This window comes from Caballeronia udeis, from assembly GCF_044909315.1.
In the GTDB taxonomy this organism is placed as follows: Bacteria; Pseudomonadota; Gammaproteobacteria; order Burkholderiales; family Burkholderiaceae; genus Caballeronia; species Caballeronia udeis_A.
The window spans coordinates 31,225-50,717 of record NZ_JBIYEB010000019.1; the positions used below are offsets into that span (position 1 = coordinate 31,225).

16 protein-coding genes and 2 pseudogenes are annotated in these 19,493 nt (G+C 59.1%); 9 read left to right on the forward strand and 9 right to left on the reverse strand.

Annotated features, from left to right (window positions below; translation table 11 throughout):
* Positions 1-2: 2 nt before the first annotated feature.
* The gene (locus ABH944_RS27070) at positions 3-584 is read right to left on the reverse strand and encodes a sigma-70 family RNA polymerase sigma factor (protein ID WP_404610468.1); all 582 of its coding nucleotides are present in this window, start codon (positions 582-584) and stop codon (positions 3-5) included.
* Positions 565-804 (reverse strand): hypothetical protein, encoded by a 240-nt coding sequence (locus ABH944_RS27075; protein ID WP_404610467.1) that lies wholly within the window; start codon positions 802-804, stop codon positions 565-567. The genes ABH944_RS27070 and ABH944_RS27075 overlap by 20 nt, the downstream gene beginning before the upstream one ends.
* Positions 805-1,000: 196 nt before the next feature.
* Here ABH944_RS27075 and ABH944_RS27080 point away from each other — a divergent pair, with 196 nt between their 5' ends.
* From ABH944_RS27080 to ABH944_RS27095, 4 genes are all read left to right on the forward strand, one after another.
* Positions 1,001-1,540 (forward strand): DoxX family protein, encoded by a 540-nt coding sequence (locus ABH944_RS27080; protein ID WP_404610466.1) that lies wholly within the window; start codon positions 1,001-1,003, stop codon positions 1,538-1,540.
* 553 nt (positions 1,541-2,093) lie between these two features.
* Positions 2,094-2,441, forward strand: a complete 348-nt coding sequence (locus ABH944_RS27085; protein WP_404610465.1) for a DUF4148 domain-containing protein — start codon at positions 2,094-2,096, stop codon at positions 2,439-2,441.
* Between the two features lie 336 nt (positions 2,442-2,777).
* Positions 2,778-3,455 (forward strand): heavy metal response regulator transcription factor, encoded by a 678-nt coding sequence (locus tag ABH944_RS27090; RefSeq protein ID WP_404610464.1) that lies wholly within the window; start codon positions 2,778-2,780, stop codon positions 3,453-3,455.
* The gene (locus tag ABH944_RS27095) at positions 3,455-4,864 is read left to right on the forward strand and encodes a heavy metal sensor histidine kinase (RefSeq protein WP_404610463.1); all 1,410 of its coding nucleotides are present in this window, start codon (positions 3,455-3,457) and stop codon (positions 4,862-4,864) included. Before ABH944_RS27090 ends, ABH944_RS27095 begins: the two co-directional genes overlap by 1 nt.
* A gap of 238 nt (positions 4,865-5,102) precedes the next feature.
* Here ABH944_RS27095 and metE read toward each other — a convergent pair whose 3' ends face one another.
* Positions 5,103-7,394 (reverse strand): 5-methyltetrahydropteroyltriglutamate--homocysteine S-methyltransferase, encoded by a 2,292-nt coding sequence (metE, locus tag ABH944_RS27100; protein ID WP_404610462.1) that lies wholly within the window; start codon positions 7,392-7,394, stop codon positions 5,103-5,105.
* A 111-nt stretch (positions 7,395-7,505) separates the two neighbouring features.
* On the opposite strand from metE, the gene ABH944_RS27105 reads away from it, so the two are divergent.
* Positions 7,506-8,420 (forward strand): LysR family transcriptional regulator, encoded by a 915-nt coding sequence (locus ABH944_RS27105; RefSeq protein WP_404610461.1) that lies wholly within the window; start codon positions 7,506-7,508, stop codon positions 8,418-8,420.
* 154 nt (positions 8,421-8,574) lie between these two features.
* Positions 8,575-9,843: an HD domain-containing protein gene (locus ABH944_RS27110; protein ID WP_404610460.1), complete on the forward strand. Its 1,269-nt coding sequence runs from the start codon at positions 8,575-8,577 to the stop codon at positions 9,841-9,843.
* Between the two features lie 306 nt (positions 9,844-10,149).
* On the opposite strand, the pseudogene ABH944_RS27115 reads toward ABH944_RS27110, so the two are convergent.
* Positions 10,150-10,557 (reverse strand): annotated as a pseudogene (locus ABH944_RS27115) (helix-turn-helix domain-containing protein); the annotation flags it as partial.
* Between ABH944_RS27115 and ABH944_RS27120 the strand changes: the two are divergent.
* Together ABH944_RS27120 and ABH944_RS27125 are read left to right on the forward strand one after the other, a co-directional pair.
* On the forward strand, positions 10,525-10,911 hold the full coding sequence (locus ABH944_RS27120) for a hypothetical protein (protein ID WP_404610503.1): 387 nt from the start codon (positions 10,525-10,527) through the stop codon (positions 10,909-10,911). The pseudogene ABH944_RS27115 and the gene ABH944_RS27120 overlap by 33 nt on opposite strands.
* Positions 10,912-11,240: 329 nt before the next feature.
* Positions 11,241-12,212 (forward strand): LysR family transcriptional regulator, encoded by a 972-nt coding sequence (locus ABH944_RS27125; RefSeq protein WP_404610459.1) that lies wholly within the window; start codon positions 11,241-11,243, stop codon positions 12,210-12,212.
* 2 nt (positions 12,213-12,214) lie between these two features.
* Here the strand turns inward: ABH944_RS27125 and ABH944_RS27130 are convergent, their stop codons facing one another.
* The 5 genes and pseudogenes from ABH944_RS27130 to ABH944_RS27150 form a co-directional block, all read right to left on the reverse strand.
* On the reverse strand, positions 12,215-13,693 hold the full coding sequence (locus ABH944_RS27130) for a M81 family metallopeptidase (RefSeq protein ID WP_404610458.1): 1,479 nt from the start codon (positions 13,691-13,693) through the stop codon (positions 12,215-12,217).
* A gap of 28 nt (positions 13,694-13,721) precedes the next feature.
* Positions 13,722-14,885 carry an iron-containing alcohol dehydrogenase gene (locus ABH944_RS27135; protein WP_404610457.1) on the reverse strand — a complete coding sequence of 388 codons (1,164 nt, stop codon included), beginning with the start codon at positions 14,883-14,885 and terminating at the stop codon, positions 13,722-13,724.
* Positions 14,886-14,908: 23 nt separating this feature from the next.
* Entirely contained in the window at positions 14,909-16,300 is a 1,392-nt protein-coding gene (locus ABH944_RS27140) for an aldehyde dehydrogenase family protein (protein ID WP_404610501.1), read from the reverse strand.
* A gap of 23 nt (positions 16,301-16,323) precedes the next feature.
* Positions 16,324-17,721, reverse strand: coding sequence for a glutamine synthetase family protein (locus ABH944_RS27145; RefSeq protein ID WP_404610456.1), 1,398 nt, complete (start codon positions 17,719-17,721; stop codon positions 16,324-16,326).
* A 172-nt stretch (positions 17,722-17,893) separates the two neighbouring features.
* Positions 17,894-18,025 (reverse strand): annotated as a pseudogene (locus ABH944_RS27150) (ethanolamine permease); the annotation flags it as partial.
* Positions 18,026-18,453: 428 nt separating this feature from the next.
* Between ABH944_RS27150 and ABH944_RS27155 the strand changes: the two are divergent.
* On the forward strand, positions 18,454-18,858 hold the full coding sequence (locus tag ABH944_RS27155) for an FKBP-type peptidyl-prolyl cis-trans isomerase (RefSeq protein WP_062085074.1): 405 nt from the start codon (positions 18,454-18,456) through the stop codon (positions 18,856-18,858).
* The last annotated feature ends 635 nt before the right edge of the window (positions 18,859-19,493 follow it).

Consider the following 19,493-nt stretch of genomic DNA (forward strand, 5'->3'; position numbering starts at 1 on the left):
GCCTAGCCCCGAATCAGGCGTGACAACGCCTTGATACCACGATGAACGCCAACCTTGATGGCCGACTCCGAAAGCCCCGTCAACCTCGCCGTTTCTGACACCGACATTCCGTGCAGTCTGACGTATTCGATAGGAGCGCGCTGGCGCTCGGGCAACTGCTCGAGCAGCCTGTCAATGTCACGCCGCGCATCGAGTGACTCAGTCTCGGACGTTGCAAACAGCTCCATTTCATCGTCAATGGGATCATGCAGCGCCTCGCGGTGTGCTTGAGCACGTAAGAAGTCTGCCACCTTGTGCCGGACAATTGCCGCTGCCCATGCAGTCACAGAAACCTGGTTCCGGTAAGTGTGAAGGCCATTGTGAAGCGCGATCAATACCTCCTGAAGCACGTCCTCTATGTCGTCCTCGTAAGACCGTAAGCGTCGCCTGAGCATGCCCCGCAGGTAACCCGAAAATACTTCCAGGAACGAAGCGTAGGCCACCGCGTTGCCATCGAGAGCGAGGTGCAGTAAACCTTTCAGCCGCATTTCCACCCGCCAGGCGGCCGTGCGGTCTACCGGCTTATCAAGCACGATTACGGTCACTATTCATTGCCACCATCTCTTCTTGAAAAGAACGCGCGCCTGCCGCTTTGGCGGGTACGCCCTTAAACAGTAAGTCGTTCAAAACGACGCGCCGGTTACACATCGCGCCAAAAATTTTTACTTCCCTTAAGATCTGGCACTTGCTTTGCGCGTACACCAAGACGAGCTGGACGACCGCCGCGCCGGCGGAAGAAAACCGATGCAGATCCTCCCGCTCCATCGCTCAGGCTCGTGAACTCAACGCGGCTTTGCCTCTGCCAAGGCTCATCACTATTCTGTTTTTTTCAAATCGTCAAACCGCTGTAACCAGACTGCACTGTCTCCCGACCTACTTGATAACGGCATGCGATCGGTCACATATCCTGGTGGCAACTGACCTTGCCGTCCCTTTATCGTTCTCGGGAAGGTCCTTCAGCATGAGCATCGTTCGTTTCATCTCCAGTCTCATAAGTCCTGCGTTGCTCGCCAACCGTCTGGGGCGTTGGTCACCGCTGCCACTGCGCCTTATCGTGGGCTATGGCTTCATGGCACATGGCTACGCAAAGATTGTTAAGCATCCTGAGAATTTCGCAGCCATTCTCCATGCCCTCAACGTGCCCGCTCCACATTTCATGGCGTGGGCGACAATTGCGATTGAATTGCTGGGCGGCCTTGCGATTTTCGTTGGTGCTTTCGTCCCGTTAGTCACCGCACCGATGATCGCGGTACTGCTTGTCGCAACCTTTACGGTGCATCTGCAGTTCGGCTTTACGTCGATCAAGCTGATGGCTGTCACGTCTGCCGGCCCGCAATTTGGACCGCCCGGTTACGAAACCGATCTGCTCTATCTTGCGTGTCTCGTCGCGCTCGTGCTCGGCGGTGCCGGACCGTTCGCAGTAGACAGCCTGCTTCCATGGCGTAAAGCGAGCAAATCGTCCTCCACCGTCTGCATGTCTGCGACCGGCGGACCGCAATAGGTCTTCGTGACGGCAGCGGCCTGCGCTTCCCTGGCCGGCACATAGCGGCTAGTCGCGGTCATTTGCCAGGGTTTCGTACGAACGTTTGAACGTTGGAACGGACCTTCGTTTTCCGGCGACGCACGCTGCATCGTCAGCTTAAGTGACCGATCGATGAGTGCCGACCATCTCGTCTTGCGTGACCTTCCCGATGTATCGAGCAGGGAATCTCCCCGCATCTGCTTTCACCCACGCCTTTCCACGCCAAGATAACAATTTGGTAATGCCGATGTCAGTGTTACGCAAAGCTTGCAGGCCAATACTGATTGCAAGCCACGGGAATTACACCTGTGGCGAGTCAAGAAGGTCGATCCCGGAATAACAGCAGTACCGATGTATTTGCCGCAGCATGAACATGGAAATTTAGATTCAGTCAAGTAAGGATGCCGAAACAAAGACGAGCTGATTGGCCGCACTTTCCAGGCTTGTCATCGCATTCCGGCAGCTACAGCGTCATCTGTTTCAGGGCAAGGTTGCCCGTTAATCAATCACACTCATTGAAGGAATAGCCATCATGAAAAAAGCTCTTGTTTGTCTCGCTCTCGCCGCTGCTTCGTTGACCGCTCCGGTCCTCAGCTTCGCACAATCGAATGCTCCCGTGACGCGCGCTGAAGTCCGTGCGGACCTCGTGCGTCTTGAGCAGGCGGGCTACAACCCGGCGCGTAACGACATCAACTACCCGGCCGACATCCAGGCTGCCGAAGCGAAAGTCGCGGCTGAGAACGGCCGGCAACAGGCGACGCAAGCCTACGGCGGCGTGGCGGAGAACGGCACTTCGTCGTCAGGCGCCCCGATGCATACGGCCATGGGTCCGACCTGCGCCGGTCCGGCCAGCTTCTGCAACACCTATTCCCATCACTAAGTGGTGCGGCTCAGGGCCTGTGCCGTCGCCGTCATATCCCCTGACGCGCACAGGACTGATTTCGTCCCGCATAGCTCAATGACTGGCAGACCGACAGTAATATCGTTACCTATCAATTTTGTAATCAAATAATGGGGATCTCGTCATGTTGGTTGTTGCAGCATGGAGCCAGGTCTCACTCGGTTTGGATTCACCGCCCGATCCATCGAGCGACCAATGAAACGCGCGCTCATGCGCATTCATCTAAACATCGCGGGGGTTCGATCGCGGATCGAAATAAAATGGGGTGGCGTACTATTCTTTCAGGTAAATAAAACGTTGCAGCGAGGCGTCGACATGAGGGTTCTGGTCATTGAGGATGAGCAAAAAGCGCTCGCCTACATCAAGAAGGGTTTGGAAGAGGCCGGCTTTCTTGTCGATGTAGCGGCCGACGGCGCGGAAGGCCTGATCCTGGCAAGAGAAGACACGTATGACGTCATTGTGCTGGACGTAATGTTGCCGACCATGGACGGCTGGAGTGTCCTGAAGAGCCTTCGAACCCTGAAAGCGACCCCCGTGCTGTTTCTTACCACTCGTGACGACGTAAGCGACCGCGTGCATGGACTCGAACTGGGCGCCGACGATTATCTGGTCAAGCCGTTTGCGTTTGTCGAACTGCTCGCGCGGGTCCGCACACTGGCGCGCAGAGGACCGCCGCGGGAACACGATTCGCTCACGGTCGCGGATCTGGAAATCGATGTGACACGCCGCAAGGTCCGCCGTGCAGGCAAGCGGATAGAGCTGACCCCTCGCGAGTTCGCGTTGCTGCAACTGCTTGCGCGCAAGCAGGGCGAGGTGATGAGCCGCACCCAGATTGCATCCTATGTCTGGGACATGAATTTCGACAGCGACACCAATGTGGTCGAGGTCGCCATTCGCCGGTTGCGAGCAAAAATTGACGACGACTTCGAAGTCAAACTCATCAAGACAGTACGTGGCGTGGGCTACGTCATAGACACCAAAGAGGACGACTGATGCGCTCGCGGTCGTTGACGGCGACATTGGCACTGGCCTTTGCCGGAACCACGCTGGCGGTGTTCGCCCTGGTCGGAAGCTATGTTTATACGGCGCTGGCGCACGAGGTCAGTACGCAGGACGATCAGGACATTGTGCTGGCGGCGCGGCACATGCGCCGCCTGACGCAGGAGCTCACCAACGCGCGTGACCTGAGGGAGCATCGGGAGCGGTTGGAAACCCAGGTGCTGGGCAACGGGGCTTTGTCGGCGGAAATGGTCGATTCGTCCGGTCAGGTTCTCATGCAACATAACTTGTCCAAGGCCGCGCTCGGCATTGCCTGGCCTGCGGTCCAGCTGGATCCCACGGAGCAGATTACAGCGGCGTCGATCACGGCCTTGACCGCAAGCCACGGTACGCCATTCCGGCAAGTTGCCACCGGGGCGCGACTCACCGATGGTTCAACTGTGAAGATAATCGTGATGCGCGACGTGTCCGACCGATGGCTGCTGCTGAAGAAGTATCGCGATCGACTTTTTCTGGCAAGCGGCGCAGGCGCATTGCTGGCGTTTTTGATGAGCTACCTGCTTATTCGCCAGTCGCTCAGGCCCCTGCGTGAAATCGCGCATAGCGCCGCCGACTTCACGACTGAAAATCTCAGCGCCCGCATCGTGGTGCGCAAGGTGCCGCGAGAACTCGAAACGCTGATTGCCTCGCTCAACGGCATGTTTTCCGGCTTCGAGCATGGCTTCAACCGGCTCTCGCGATTTACGGCAGACCTGGCCCATGACATGCGCACGCCCTTGGCCAACTTGCGCGGCTCAACCGAGGTTGCACTCGCACGACCCCGTTCCAGTGAGGAATATCAAACGCTGCTGGCATCGAATCTTGAAGAGTGCGACCGCCTTTCAAGGATGATCGAAAATGTCCTCTTTCTCGCCCGCGCCGAGCATCCGAATTTTTCCCGGCACTTGCTCGCGTTTGATGTCGATGAGGAGCTCTTGAAGATAGCGGATTATTTCGAGGGGATAGCCGAGGACGCCGGCATTCGAATCCGCGTGACGGGGCATGCGCGATTGAAGGCGGATATTGAACTTTTCCGGCGTGCGGTGAGCAATCTGCTTGCGAACGCGGTGCGTTTTACGCCGCGTAACGCCGAGATCGTGTTGTCCGTTGCCGAACGCGACGGCGCGGTGCGCGTTGAAGTGGCGAATGAAGGTGTGCCACTGGACGCGAACCTGCTCGAACGCGTCTTCGACCGGTTTTATCGTGCTGATCCGTCGAGGACCAATGGTGCGTCCGCGAGCGGATCGACCGGGCTGGGACTGGCGATAGTGCGGACGATCATGGAACTGCATGGTGGCAGGGCACACGCGGAAAGCGACCCGCAAGGAACTCGATTCGTCCTGACTTTCCCGTTGGTTAAATAACTCAGGACAGGAGATCTGGCCGTACCTCTTCACGCTCAAGGAAATGACCGCGGCCCTCAGAGCTTTGATACTGTACGGGCTCCATTCCCGTTGCCGCTCACCGACCGATCAGATGAAACGCACATCCGTTGCCATCCGCGTTCTATTTGCCCTTTGCCTGCTCGGGGCGACGTTCAACCATGTGCGCGCCGATATCGAACCATGACCTGTCCACGCCGTGCAAAACGGCGCGTCTGCCTTAGACGGAAGCGCGCAGCTTCTTGGCCGATGCCACCATGTTGGTGAGTGCCGGAATGACTTCTTCCCACTGGCGTGTCTTCAGGCCGCAGTCCGGGTTCACCCACAGGCGTTGCGCCGGAATACGTTCAGCCGCCTTCTTCATCAGTTGAACGATGTGTTCTTCGGTCGGGATGTTCGGCGAGTGAATGTCGTACACGCCCGGGCCGATTTCGTTCGGGTAGTTGAAGTTGTCGAACGCGTCGAGCAACTCCATATCCGAGCGCGAGGTCTCGATGGTGATGACGTCGGCGTCCATGTTGGCGATCGACGCAATGATGTCGTTGAACTCCGAATAGCACATATGGGTGTGGATCTGCGTTTCGTCATCCACGCCATTGGCGGTGATACGGAACGACGTCACTGCCCAGTCGAGGTATTCGGCCCACTGCGACTTGCGCAGCGGCAGGCCTTCGCGTAGTGCTGCTTCGTCGATCTGGATCACGCGCACGCCGGCTTTTTCGAGGTCCAGCACTTCTTCGCGGATTGCCAGTGCGAGCTGGTAGCACGACACCGAGCGCGGCTGGTCGTCACGCACGAAGGACCAGTTCAGGATCGTGACCGGGCCGGTCAGCATGCCCTTCATCGGCTTGCTGGTCAGCGATTGAGCGTACTTGATCCACTCGACGGTCATTGCCTTCGGACGGCTGATGTCGCCGAACAGGACAGGCGGCTTCACGCAACGCGAGCCATACGACTGCACCCAGCCGAACTGGCTGAACGCATAGCCGTCGAGCTGTTCGCCGAAGTATTCGACCATGTCGTTACGCTCGGCTTCACCGTGCACCAGCACGTCCAGCCCCAGCGCTTCCTGCTCGCGTACGCTGCGTTCGATTTCGGCGCGCATTGCGACCTTGTAACCCGCTTCGTCCAGCTCGCCGCTCTTGAACTGGCTGCGCGCATGTCGGATCGTGCCGGTCTGCGGGAACGATCCGATGGTCGTGGTCGGGTAAGCAGGCAGCTTCAACAAGGCAGCCTGCTTGCCGGCGCGCGCCGGGTACGCGTTCTTGCGCTGACCCAGTGCCGGACTGATCCTCGCGAGGGCGGCCTTCACAGCCGGGTTGTTCACACGCGGCGACGCACGGCGGGCGGCAATGGCGGCGCCGTTAGCAGCCAGCTCTGCCTTGACGGCATCACGGCCGCTGTTCAGTGCGCTCGCCAGCACCTTCAGTTCACCCAGCTTTTGCAGTGCGAAGGCGAGCCACGAACGGACTTCCGCATCCAGCTTCTGTTCGCTTTCCAGGTCCACCGGCACATGCAGCAGCGAGCACGACGGTGCGATCCACAGGCGGTCACCCAGTTGCTTCGCGACCGGCTCGAGCCAGTCCAGCACGCTGTTGAGGTCCGTCTTCCAGATATTGCGGCCGTTGATCACGCCCAGCGACAGTACGGCGTCTTTGGGGAGTTGAGCAATCACTGCATCGACTTCAGCGCGGGCATTGATCGCATCCAGATGCAGGCCCTGAACCGGCAGTTTGCAGGCGAGCGACAGGTTGTCCAGCAACTGGCCGAAGTACGTCGCCAGCAGCAGCTTCACCTTGCCTTTGGCAAGCGCGTTGTATGCCGTGACATACGCTTGCTGCCATTCGGCAGACAACTCGGTGACGAGGATCGGCTCATCGATCTGGACCCATTCAACGCCTTGCGCGGCCAGCGTGGCCTGCAGTTCCGCGTAGACCGGCAGCAGGCGTGGCAGCAGGGCCAGCTTGTCCGAGTCGTCCTTCGCCTTGCCGAGCGCCAGATAGGTCACAGGGCCAACGATCACCGGCTTGGCCTTGACGCCTTGCGCTTTGGCCTCAGCCAGTTGTTCCAGCAGGCGCGACGGGTCGAGCTTGAATTCGGTGCCGGCGCTGAATTCGGGGACGATGTAGTGGTAATTGGTATCGAACCACTTGGTCATCTCGCCGGCGGCGACCCCGCCGCAGCACGCGCCGTGGTCTTCGGCACCCTTGGCCGAACGGCCACGGGCTACGCGGAAGGTGTTGTCGAGGGTATCGCCGTGAAAGCCTTGCACGCGTTCCGGCAGGTTGCCCAGGGTGAAGCTCATGTCCAGCACCTGGTCGTAGAAGGAGAAATCGCCCACGGCCGCCAGACCCAGGCCGGCTTGATCTGCCCAATGACGCTGGCGCAACCGGGCACCCAGCGCTTTCAGTTCGCCAAGCGAGGATTCGCCTTTCCAGTAGGACTCCAGGGCGAATTTCAGTTCGCGCTTTGCACCGATGCGGGGGAAGCCCAGATTGTGTGTCGTTGCCATCGCTTTACCTTCGATTTGGTCGGGTTTCAGATTCCCGGATGGTAGGGAAGGCATGCTATGAAGTAAAATGGTCTTAATTCAATTACTCATTAATTTGGCTCATGTATCGTCATGCTTGAAAGAATTCACCTGGCGATCGTTCAGGCGGTAGACAGGCACGGCTCGCTCACCGCAGCAGCGGGGGTGCTGTACCTGACGCAGTCCGCACTCAGCCATTCCATGAAAAAGCTGGAGCAGCAACTGGGGACGGATATCTGGTTGCGCGAGGGCCGCAGCCTGCGCCTGACCCAGGCCGGTCAATACCTGCTTGCCGTGGCCAACCGCGTGCTGCCGCAACTGGATCTCGCTGAGGAGCGTCTCAAACAGTACGCGCAGGGTGAGCGCGGCGCGCTACGCATTGGTATGGAATGCCATCCCTGCTACCAGTGGTTGCTCAAGGTGGTCTCGCCCTATCTCGCTTGCTGGCCGGACGTGGATGTCGACGTCAAGCAGAAGTTCCAGTTTGGCGGAATTGGCGCCTTGTTCGCCTACGAGATCGACCTGCTGGTGACGCCGGACCCGCTCTATAAGCCGGGCTTGCGCTTTGAACCCGTGTTCGAGTATGAGCAGGTACTGGTGGTGAACCGGGAACATCCGCTTGCCAGCGCTGACTATGTGAAGCCGGACCAGTTGACCCGGGAGGTGTTGATCACCTATCCGGTAGAGACCGGCAGGCTCGACATCTATAACCAGTTTTTGATGCCGGCGGGTGTTACGCCCCGGCGCCACAAGGCGATCGAGACCACCGACATCATGTTGCAGATGGTCGCAAGCGGCAGGGGCGTCGCGGCGCTGCCCCGGTGGCTGGTGGAAGAGTACGCCGATAAAATGAATCTTGTCCCGGTGCGGCTCGGGCGAAAGGGCATCGCCAAGCAGATTTTCCTGGGCGCGCGTGAGACCGACACTGAAATTGACTACCTGAAGGCCTTTATCGAACTGGCGCGCATGCCGGAAGCGGCCTTGATCGAAGAGGAGAAACCCCATTGACACCGTCTCCTGAACATAAGCCGCCGGCACTACCCAACCGACATGGCAAGGTCCTGCTGCATTCGTGCTGCGCGCCGGGTTCGGACGGCCAGGATGCGGCGGCATCAGCATTGCCTGACGTCAATACGAGTTCATCGAGCTAGTCCCGGCGCCCATGCTGCTACGCGACCCCATCCACGGCGATATTGAACTGAGCAGTCTCGAGACAGCGGTCCTCGACCTGCCTGTGATGCAGCGGCTGCGCGGTATCAAGCAGCTCGGCACGGCATACCTCGTCTACCCCGGAGCGCTGCATACACGCTTCGATCACTCTGTCGGCGTCTGCGCGGTGGCGCACCGGATCGTGGCGAGCCTGCGTCGCTCGGGCCAACAGATTCCTGTTGAGCTGGAAGACGCTATTGGCGTGGCTGCATTGCTTCACGATGTCACCCACGTGCCGTTCGGTCACACGCTGGAAGACGAGCGCCGCTTGTTTGCGCGGCACGACAAAGGCTCACGCCTGGCGGACATGTTCGCGGGAGATCTGGGCAATGCGCTGGCCCGCCTGGGCATTCGGGATGTCGTGGGGAGCCTGCTCGGCCTGCCATCTGCTGAAAGCGTGCCACGATGGGCGCAGGACATAGTGTCGGGCAGCATTGATGCCGACCTGCTCGACTACCTGCGCCGCGACAGCTTCTTTGCCGGTCTTTCCCAGGACTACGACGACCGGATCTTCCGCTGCTTCGCCGAGCACGGTGACCGTCTGGTGATCAGGCTGGCCAAACATGGTATGGACCGACCCGACGCCCGGTCGGAAATCATCGGCGTGCTGCGGCTGCGCTACTACCTCACTGAGCGCGTCTACTATCACCACACCAAGGTCGTGGCGGGCGCGATGATTTCCAAAGCGGTGGAGATTGCGCTTGATCACGGGGTGCTCGCCGAGCGTGACCTGCTTGAACTCAACGACTGGACGCTGCTGGACCGTCTGGCGCATTGCGGCGTGGCGGACGCTGCAGCCCTCGCTCACCGCACGCTGAACCGCGACCTGCTCAAACGCGGCTACGTTGTCTCCGGTATCAGCGTGCCGCCCGAACAGCGAAAATCCTGGGTGGCGCGCTACCACGCATCACGCATACACCGCGCGCAAGCCGAGGCTGAACTGGCGGAAAAGCTGGGCCTGCCCTTCGCGGATGTCGTGCTGTATTGCCCTGCGCTCACCGCAATGAAGGAAGCTGCGGTGCCTGTCGAAACCAGCCGGGGCCTTGAGTATCTGAACGATGGCGGCAGCGGCACCTTCGCGGAGATAGGCGCACTGCAGGACCGGTATGCGGATCTCTGGCGGTTCTACGTATTTGTGCCGGCACATGCAGTCGGGCGCGCCGCGTTGATTGCAAGCGAGATGTTCCAGACTCCATGTGAACTCGCGTTGAAGCGGGCCTGACGACGGAATTCCATGAGCCGGTTGTCGCGTAGCCTGATCTTCCGCGGCGGCCGGCGCACCTGTCGATCGAACGCAATCCGCTAGCGCGCAGGACTGCCTTGATCCAGGGCACGCGTCAGTGCCTGAATCTGCTCTGGCAGCACGTGCGGTGCGAGAGACGCTCACCGCAAACAGTAAGGGAATAGCTGTGGTCTGAGCGTGCGGCCGCGCCTGCATGCCGGGTATGCCAGTCATTTCAACGCCTCGCAAGGACTCCGAAGGCCGCTTGCCGAATAGCTTGCGGTAATCCGTCGCGAACTGGCTCAAATGCCAAAACCCCCAATCGGCGGCAACGCTTTGCACGGTTCTCGGCAGCTTGGCCTGTTGTGCGGAACTCAAATCGCGCCGCGCGCCATTGAGCCGGATTGCCCGCAGATACGACATGGGTGTCATGCCCAAGGTCTCTTCGAAACAGTATTGCAGGGTGCGCCGGCTCACATGAAACTGGCGGCACAACTCGGGCACCGCAACCGGGCGATCACGGTGGGCGAGGATATAGTCGCGCACCTGCATGACGATCCAATAGCGATCCGGTTTCGACCCGTTTTCAGGCAGATCATCGGCTCGCAACGAGACGCCCAGATCGAACAACATGGCCGGGACACACGACTGTACGTTGCTGCTTGCAACGGCTGAAAGCGGTTGGGGACCTGCCTGTGCGGTAAGCAAAAGCATCGACAACCCGTCGCACAAACTGACCTTGCGCGATGCGCCGACATTCAGGATCTGCCGGCTCAGCACCTCGTCCGAGAAATCGATCCGTTCGACCTCGCGGGCGTAGGTGCGCAACTCGGCATCTTCAATCACTACACCCAGGATCCGATATCCGCTGGCCGTCACCAGCTCGAATTCGTCCCGGCCCCGCATGACTGCCAGCGCGTCATCCGCTATCAAGTGGCCGTCGATCAAGCCCGGGCCGTCGTTTTTCAATGGAATGCCAAACCAGCAGGAATCCGAACCAACCTCGCAGGTTTGACGCAGCGCATGACTGGTCGTTTCACAAAATACCGTCATATGCTCCAGGCATAACTCGCTCACGCTGCCGGAGAAAACACCGGGTGTCAGTTGATCGTAAGTTTGCCGCCAGCCCGAGAGGTTTCTCGCCTGCTCGTCGGCATCGCTCGCGACCCGGGTGTTCACGCACAAGCCGTTTGGGAGGTACGGCGCCATGGCACGTGAAATAGACGGTCCATAAGCCGGATTAGGCGCTGAGGCAGCAGACAACACAGTCATATGCGCATTTATCCGGTTGATCGTCGCTTTTTACACCACTGCTGACAGCGGTTACACTACGCCGAGATGTGACAAAATCAATCCGCTCCCCAGCCAATTTCCGCCGCGGCTAATCAGCCGGTCTTATGCAAAATGGCATTTATTTCGATCTGAAGGCGCTTGAAGTCTTCGTGCTCGTCGTCGAATCCGGCGGCATGACAGCGGCCGGTCAACGACTCAACATCACGCAATCCTCAGTTTCCCAAACGCTGTCGAACCTGGAACAAGCACTTAAACTGCAATTACTGGATCGTTCGCAGCGGCCCCCCATGCTGACTCCCGTGGGGCGCCAGTTTTACAACCGGGCCTGTACGTTGCTGGATGACGCCAGGCATTTGAGCCAGGAGTTCTGCAAACCTCACGGCGAACCGCTCAAACATATTCGCATTGCATTGGTCGATTCCATGGCCACCAGCATTGGCGCCGACTTGTTGACAGCAATACGGCAGCGCACCGCCAACTGGTCCATGGTGACCGGTCAATCACATCAGCATGCCGAAGCATTGCTGTCCAGGCGGGTGGACATCATCATCTCCGATGACGTCGTGTTAAAGAACCCCTTGCTCTACCGCCAGCGCATCTTGCGCGAACCCTTTGTGCTGGTTTTGCCCGGGGATTTCAAAGGACCCGTTCCCTCTTTACGAAACCTCCTGGTCAGAGGCGACTTCATTCGCTATAGCAATACAACCGTCATTGGCCGCAGTATTGAAACCCAGCTGGAGAAATGGGGGATTCAACCACCGCTACGCCTGCAGCTCGACAATACGTTCGCAATCATGTCCCTGGTGATGGCCAATGCCGGCTGGACCATTACTACGCCGTTGTGCCTGCTGCAGTCGGGACTCACACCGGACAAGAAATTTTCCGAGGCGTTTCGCCTGTTGCCGATTCCCGCCGAGGAGTTCTTCCGCGAACTCACCATGGTCGCCCGTCAGGACGATCTTGGTTTGCTGCCGCAGCGACTCGCCCAGGACAGCGTGGAGCTGCTGAAAAATCGTTTCCTGCCGATTATTGAGGCGAATGCGCCGTGGCTGTTGCCCTCCATCGTGTTGGGCTAGATTCAAAGCAGCGTGACGCCGGGCCTCAGTTTCTCGTAACGCAACTGGCGCAGATCCGCGACATTGATACCGGGCGCGGCCACCACCAGAATCTCGTCTGCCAATGCCGCAAAGTCGGCGCGGAAATGTACCGAGCTCTTTAGAACCAGGATGCGGTAATCGGCGGGACTGGCGCCGACATGGCGGAACATCGCCTGATCGGCAGCCTGCTGTTTGCGGCTCGACACCACGATCTCGATGCCTAGCGGGCCACCGCATCGCACCCGTGCCATAGCGCCAAGATCCATCTGGCAGCCAAGGTAGAACGGCCCTGTGCCGGTGAACCGGCCGTTCCCCAGCGCAAGCACCTCGAACGGTCCTTGAAGCGGCCGTGCACCCAAGCCGCCAACCCCGCCTAGCGGGACATTGATGACGGCGCCGACACCCGCGTGTATCGCCGCCTCGACAAATCGGGCATCGCACAACACGCCGGCGCAAACCCGCTGCGCTTCTTGCCGCAGCAGTTCGTGCAGGATATCGGTTGTATCGCCACCGCCGCCGCCGCCCGGATTGTCCTGGGTATCGGCGAGGATGATCGTGCCGCTCCCGGGTCGTCGGCTCCGCTCAAGCGCATGCGCAACCGCTTCGGCCGGTGCATAAAGACGTCCGCCGAAATCGGCCTGCCTGTCGAGAACTGCCTGAGCCAAAGATTCGACCGCTGCTTCGACTGCAGTCCGGTCGGAGCCATAGGCAATCACGCTTGGCCCGCTATCGTGGATATCGGCAAGCGGAAAACCCGGCACGAAGTCGACCGAAAAAACTTGTTCCGACGCCAGCGATTCACCGAGCGCCACCAAACCATGCATCGGCTCGGTCAAGGTGCTTTGCCAAGGCATGGGAATCAGAAAAGGCAACTGGCGATAGCCCTTGTGCAACCCTGCGCCGGCAAGCAAACGGTTCATCAACACACATGCACGCTGTCCCGTCTGCGCCATGTCGACATGCGGATAGCTGCGGTACGCCAGCAGCCCGCTAGCATGTTCGATCATGGCCGGCGTGATGTTGGCGTGGAAATCCAGCGCCGCGACTATCGGCATCATGGTGCCGGCTCGTTGCCGCAGGCGCCTGAGCAACTCCCCCTCACCGTCCTCCAGATGCTCACTGACCATCGCGCCGTGGAGGTCGAGAAACAGCGCGTCCAGCGGACCCGCATCACGGATCATGCGGTCGAGCATGAAGGCAATCGCTTCGAATGCATCCTGCGTCACCGGACCGCTCGGGTTGGCCGAGGCCCACAATAACGGGACCAGTTGATGCGACGGCCGGGCAGCCTGTATAAAACCGTCTATTGCCAGATTGACGCCCGAGACCGCGCCGAAGATCTCCTCGCCAACCAGCAAGCCCGGCCACGCGTCCGCCTCGACGAAGGTAGCAAAACTCGCCCGGCTGGCGGCGAAGGTATTCGTCTCATGCAAAAAGCCGGCGATCCCGATCCTTGCCACGCCATCCCCTCATCAACTCCAACGGGTGTTACAACAAGCCCTCTACCGCCGTCACGAAAAGGCGGCTGTACTCGGGGGCGCTGAACTGAATCGGGTTGGTCCCGGCCGATCCATCGGCCACGGCCATGTCGCCGACCTTCGCCGCGTCGTGGGCATCGATGCCGATCTCACCCAGCGTATGCGGAATGCCCAGTGTGTCGCGCATCATCAGGACCCAGTCGAGGAAGGAGGTGAACGACGGCTGGGCCAGTTCAAGGTAGCGCGCCAACAGTTCGATCCGGTCCGAGATAGCCGATTCATTGGCCTTGAGCACATACGGCATCAGGATGGCGTTGAGCATGCCGTGGTGGGCGTCATACAGCGCGCCCAGGGGGTGAGCCAGCGCATGCATTGCGCCCAGGCCGCGCTGAAACGCGGTCGCACCCATGCTGGACGCCACCAGCATTTGCAGGCGTGCATCGAGGTCCTGGCCATCCCTCACCGCACGCGGCAGGAACTGCTTGATCAGGCGAATACCTTCGACTGCAATGCCTGTCGCCATCGGATGATAAAACGGCGAACAATAGGCTTCGAGGTTATGCGAGAGCGCGTCCATGCCGGTCGCCGCTGTCAGCTTTGCCGGCAGGCCCACGGTCAATTCAGGGTCGAGGATCACGACCGCGGGCAACATCTTCGCGTGGAAGATGATGCGTTTCACATGGGCGTGGTCGTCGGTGATCACCGACGCGCGCCCGACTTCCGAGCCGGTCCCGGCCGTGGTCGGCACCGCCACCACGGGCGCCATGCCGGCCACATTGACGCGCAGATAGTTGTCGCCAATATCTTCGAAGTCCCACAGCGGACGATCCTGCCCAACCATCAGCGCGACGGCCTTGGCTGCGTCGAGCGCCGAGCCGCCGCCGAAGGCGATCACGCCGTCGTGGCCACCGGCCTTGAAGATCGCCACACCGTCGTCGACATTCTTGCCGGTCGGGTTGCCCTTGATGTCGTGAAACAGGCCGCACGTAAGGTCGGCGGACCGGCAGTGATCCAGCACGCTGCCGATCAGCGGCAATGCCGCCAGACCCGGGTCGGTGATGAGCAGCGGACGGCGCAGCCCCAAGCTTTTACACCATTGCGGCAGTTCGCTGATCCGACCTGCGCCGACCTTGACTGCGGTCGGGTAATTCCAGTTTGCGGAGGGAAGTGACATACGAAATTCCTTTGAAGATCCGTTCAGAGACGGGTTTTCAGATGAAAAGATTTGGGTCGCGTCAGGTGCTCATAACCAATTGCCGACAAGGTCGCACCTCGGCCTGTATTCTTCACTCCGGTCCAGGCGAGGGCGGGGTCGAGATAGTCGCAGCGGTTCATGAAGAAGGTACCGGTTTCGACACGCCCGCCGATCGATAGCGCCGCTTCTTCGTCGCTCGTAAATACACTGGCCGTCAAGCCGTAGGGGCTGTCGTTCATCAGTTCGATTGCCTGTTCATCTCCGGACACAGGCATGATGCCGACCACCGGTCCGAAACATTCATCGTTCATCAGCGTCATGCCGTGATCGACATCCACGAACACGCCCGGCGCCACATAAGGCGTACCGGCGCGCGACAGTTCGAACCGGCTTTCATCGATCAGATTTTTAGCGCCCTTGGCCAGTGCCTCGGCGATCACCGCACGCACGCCGTCGGCTGCCGCGGTACGGACCACCGGCCCAAGCGTGGTCTGAGCATCAAGCGGATTGCCCAATACATACTGATTCGTCAGCGCTACCGCACGCTCGATAAAGTCCTTGTACAGAGGCTGGGCCACATAGATTCTCTGGATACCGCAGCATGACTGGCCCGAATTGAAGAAGGCGCCGTCGACCAGCGTCTCTACCGCGTAATCGAGATTGGCATCGCTTCGCACGTAGGCCGGATCATTACCGCCCAATTCCAGCCCAACCCCGATAAAACGCCCGGCCGCAGCTTCCTCGACAATGCGGCCCCCACCCACCGAACCGGTGAAACAGACAAAACCGATCTCGTTCGCATGTATCAATCGACGCACACGTTCATGATCCACATGCAGATACTGGAACACGCCCTCGGGCAGCTCGGCCTGGACAAAGGCCTGATGGATGAGTTCGGCGCACAACGGTGTTTGATCGGAGTGCTTGAGAATTACCGCATTACCCGCCAGCAAAGCGGGGACGATACTGTTGACCGCCGTCAGCAAGGGGTAATTCCACGGCGCGATGGTGAGCACCACGCCAACCGGTTCACGCGAAATAAAGCGCGTAAAGCCGGCTTGCGGTTCCACCTGAACGGGCTTCAGTGCATCTTCCGCAATCGCCATCATATGGCGAGCCCGCGAGGCAAAGCCGTCCACTTCTCCGGCGGTGTAGCGCAGCGGGCGTCCCATCTGGCGAGTAATCGCGTCGGCGATGGTCGCCTTGTTCTGAACGAAGTGTTCGACGGCACGGCCAACCAGCGCCAACCGCTCCGACAATGGCCGTGCGGCCCACGCCTTCTGCGCGGTTTGCGCGCGCAGCAGCGTCTGTTCGATCTGCGACTCGCCAGCATAAGGCCGGCGCACGAATTCCCTGCCGTCAATCGGACTAATGGTGATCAGTTCTTCTTTCATCATGGTGGCTTGGATGTGTGGACTCAGATGATTTCGAAATAGCGGGCCAATTCCCAATCGGTCACATGCCGACGGAACTGCCGCTCTTCCCATTCGCGGGTCGCGGCGAAATGCTCGACAAACGGTTCGCCAAACAAGGTCTTCGCCGCTTGGGACTGGCGCAGCCGCTGTGCGGATTCCCACAGGGTGCAAGGCAATTTCAGATGAGCTGGAAACTCCTGCGTATAGGCGTTGCCCTGGACGATCTCCCCTGGATCGAGGCCCTGCTCAATGCCATGCAAGCCCGCGCCCAACGCGGCTGCCAATGCAATGTACGGATTCGCGTCGGCCGAACCAATGCGGACTTCAACGCGCTGGGATTTTTCCGATCCCGGGATCAGGCGCAAGGCCGTGGTCCGATTCTCAACGCCCCAGGTTGCATCGAGCGGCGCCCAATAGCCCGGCACCAGGCGCGAATAGCTATTGACGGTCTGCGCGAACATCGACATGAATTCGGGCAGGTAGCGTTGCACGCCTGCCATGAAACTGGCTTGCCTGGCGCTCATGTTGTAAGGACGGCTTTCGTCGTAAAACGCCGACTTGCCGGTGCTCGCCTCGCGCAAGGACAAGTGGATATGACCGCTCTGTCCGGGGTGGTCATGCGACCATTTCGCCATGAAGGTCGCCATCAGATTATTCTTCTGAGCCAGCGCCTTGGTAAAGGTCTTGAACAATATGGCCTTGTCGGCCATGTCGGACGCGCCATCCACCGCGAGCGCAGCCTCCAGCACGCCGGGACCGGTTTCTGTATGCAGGCCCTCTATAGGCATGTCCATCTGCTCGCACATATCGAGCAATTGGCGGTAGAAATCGCCTTCGACCGTGCTGCGCAGCACTGAATAGCCAAAATTGCCCGGCGTCCAGTTCTTCAGGTCGCGGTAGTTTTTTTCACGCACAGAATGCGGCGTCTCCTCGAACATGAAGAATTCATATTCAAGTGCGGCGGAAGCCTCGAATCCCATATCGGTTGCGCGCTTTAATACGCGTTGCAGTAAACCACGAGGGCAAATTGCTTCGGCATCCCCAACAAATTCTGCAAGGAAGAACAGCATGTCTTCGCCATTGCCCTGTTCCAGCGGCAGGCGCCGGCAGGTCTCCGGCACGATCCGCACCATGGCGTCCGGATAGGCGGTGTGCCAGCCGGTGTATTTGGTGTTGTCGTACATCTGGTCGTCCGCGTCCCAGCCCAGTACGACATTGCAGAAGGCGAATCCTGAACGCAGTGCCCCGAGGAATTTATCCTTGCGCAGATATTTTCCGCGCAGAATGCCATCGATATCGGACAGACCCACTTTGATATGCGTCAGTCCGCTTGCCTCCACCAGGCGAATCGCATCTTCTACTGTCTTGATTGCCCGTTCGGGCTTTGTATGCGCATCCATATTCCGTGTCTCCGCTTCACCGCTTTGTGCGGTTAATCCATCTTAGGAACGAGAAAAGTCCAGATCAACAACAATCGATATTCGTTATGGTGATGATCGGCTGGGGTAATGCTCGATGCCTTGTGCCTTTGCGGTCGAAAACGCCTGAGCGGCATCGCACCCGTTACAGCACTATTCGTGGAGCGGCGCGACGCAATTTGAACAGCGCCAGCACGCTGATGATGTACATCACAATCGCGCCGGATACCGGCATGGTCACAATATTGGCGGTCAGCATCTGGCCGCCAGCCTGGATCAGCTCGTCAGGCCGGTTGTTCGATTCTCGTTCCATTCGACTCTCCGGAAGTTGGCGGCCGTTCCTGTGCTGCGGCTAGGCGCGCTGTATGCGCGACGGGTCCAAACGATAATAGGAGGACGAAAAAATTGAGCGTTATCGAAAATCGGCAATATCCAAACTACGAACGACAAAGCGGCATGGAGCCGGATCTGATGAATCGGGTATCTATGGGTCAACCCTGATTGCGGTTTGAAAAAGCGCTGACAAACATGTTCCTGGCAGCGTGTGCTGTGCGAGAGACGCTTGCCACCATGAGCCCTGAGCGCCCGTAATGAACTGTCTTGAAGCGACGTTCCGCCATACCGTCGCCTGTCCGTGCTAAGGTATTTGGCTTGGCTTCACTGACATTGCACTTTATTCACAACCCCCCGCTTTGGGGACGCTCTGGACGCTTTATGAAAAAAGTATCGCTGCTGCTCACTTTTGCCTTGATTGCTTCGTCATCGGCTTACGCCGCTACGGGCGCGACTGAAACGCTTCCTTCCGGTGTCACCGTGACGCAGATCAAGGAAGGCACGGGGGCGCAGCCTACTGCCGCCGACACCGTGACCGTCAACTATCGCGGCACCCTCGCGAACGGCACTGAATTCGACTCCTCGTACAAGCGCGGACAGCCGGCATCGTTCCCGCTCGGCCAGGTGGTCCCGTGCTGGACGCAAGGCCTTCAGAAGATGAAGGTCGGCGGCAAGGCCAAGCTCGTGTGCCCGCCGGCAACCGCATACGGTGACCGCGGCGTAGGCCCGATTCCTCCAAACAGCACGCTGACGTTCGAAGTCGAGTTGCTGAAGATCGGCAACTAAAGCCGGTACAACACGCGTCTGCTCCCGCGCAATCATGCGCATCGCGGGTCTTGTGCTATTGCAATAAGCTTTGGTATTGCAATAGCACTTTGTGCATCGCTTTGTGTTCCCTGTCATCCAATAGATAGAACATATCGGTGGACGTTTAATTCCATTCCGGTAGAAGTGCCTTTACCTGAGTGGCTTTACCTATATGCTTTGATATTGCCCCAGTCAACCTGTTTAATCGGAGGATTGATAGAGCGCGGAATTAAAATTACCATCGCGCACGAAGCACACAAAGCTGTCACTTGCGCGAAGTAGGGGTCACCAGGAACTGCTATCGCCTGGGGTTGGATATTGCCTCGCCTGCCTAAGCCTGATGCCTAGGCCTTGCGCTGCCGGTCGAGTAAGAAAAGTTCACCACGGTATGACTCGCAAACGATTCCGCTCGGTTGCAGTTTTAATAAGCGTCCGGTAACATTAATTCGCGGGCGTTGCCATTTTTTTACTAAACCGGTCATGTGCCGGGACTGCCCGATTAAGCAATTTCCTGTCGTTTTCCGAGCGACAGGCAGAACAGGCTGGCAAAAAGGCGTCTTGCAAAAAGTCTGCCTGCATAACCCGTTGTTGAGGTGTCAAAATCACTAAACAAG

Coding starts and splice junctions, on each gene's coding strand:
- ABH944_RS27125 (WP_404610459.1), top strand. CDS start 11,241: ATGCAAAATGGCATTTATTTCGATCTGAAGGCGCTTGAAGTCTTCGTG.
- ABH944_RS27135 (WP_404610457.1), bottom strand. CDS start 14,885: ATGTCACTTCCCTCCGCAAACTGGAATTACCCGACCGCAGTCAAGGTC.
- ABH944_RS27110 (WP_404610460.1), top strand. CDS start 8,575: ATGCTGCTACGCGACCCCATCCACGGCGATATTGAACTGAGCAGTCTC.
- ABH944_RS27140 (WP_404610501.1), bottom strand. CDS start 16,300: ATGAAAGAAGAACTGATCACCATTAGTCCGATTGACGGCAGGGAATTC.
- ABH944_RS27095 (WP_404610463.1), top strand. CDS start 3,455: ATGCGCTCGCGGTCGTTGACGGCGACATTGGCACTGGCCTTTGCCGGA.
- ABH944_RS27075 (WP_404610467.1), bottom strand. CDS start 804: ATGGAGCGGGAGGATCTGCATCGGTTTTCTTCCGCCGGCGCGGCGGTC.
- ABH944_RS27085 (WP_404610465.1), top strand. CDS start 2,094: ATGAAAAAAGCTCTTGTTTGTCTCGCTCTCGCCGCTGCTTCGTTGACC.
- ABH944_RS27145 (WP_404610456.1), bottom strand. CDS start 17,721: ATGGATGCGCATACAAAGCCCGAACGGGCAATCAAGACAGTAGAAGAT.
- ABH944_RS27080 (WP_404610466.1), top strand. CDS start 1,001: ATGAGCATCGTTCGTTTCATCTCCAGTCTCATAAGTCCTGCGTTGCTC.
- ABH944_RS27105 (WP_404610461.1), top strand. CDS start 7,506: ATGCTTGAAAGAATTCACCTGGCGATCGTTCAGGCGGTAGACAGGCAC.
- metE (WP_404610462.1), bottom strand. CDS start 7,394: ATGGCAACGACACACAATCTGGGCTTCCCCCGCATCGGTGCAAAGCGC.
- ABH944_RS27155 (WP_062085074.1), top strand. CDS start 18,454: ATGAAAAAAGTATCGCTGCTGCTCACTTTTGCCTTGATTGCTTCGTCA.
- ABH944_RS27090 (WP_404610464.1), top strand. CDS start 2,778: ATGAGGGTTCTGGTCATTGAGGATGAGCAAAAAGCGCTCGCCTACATC.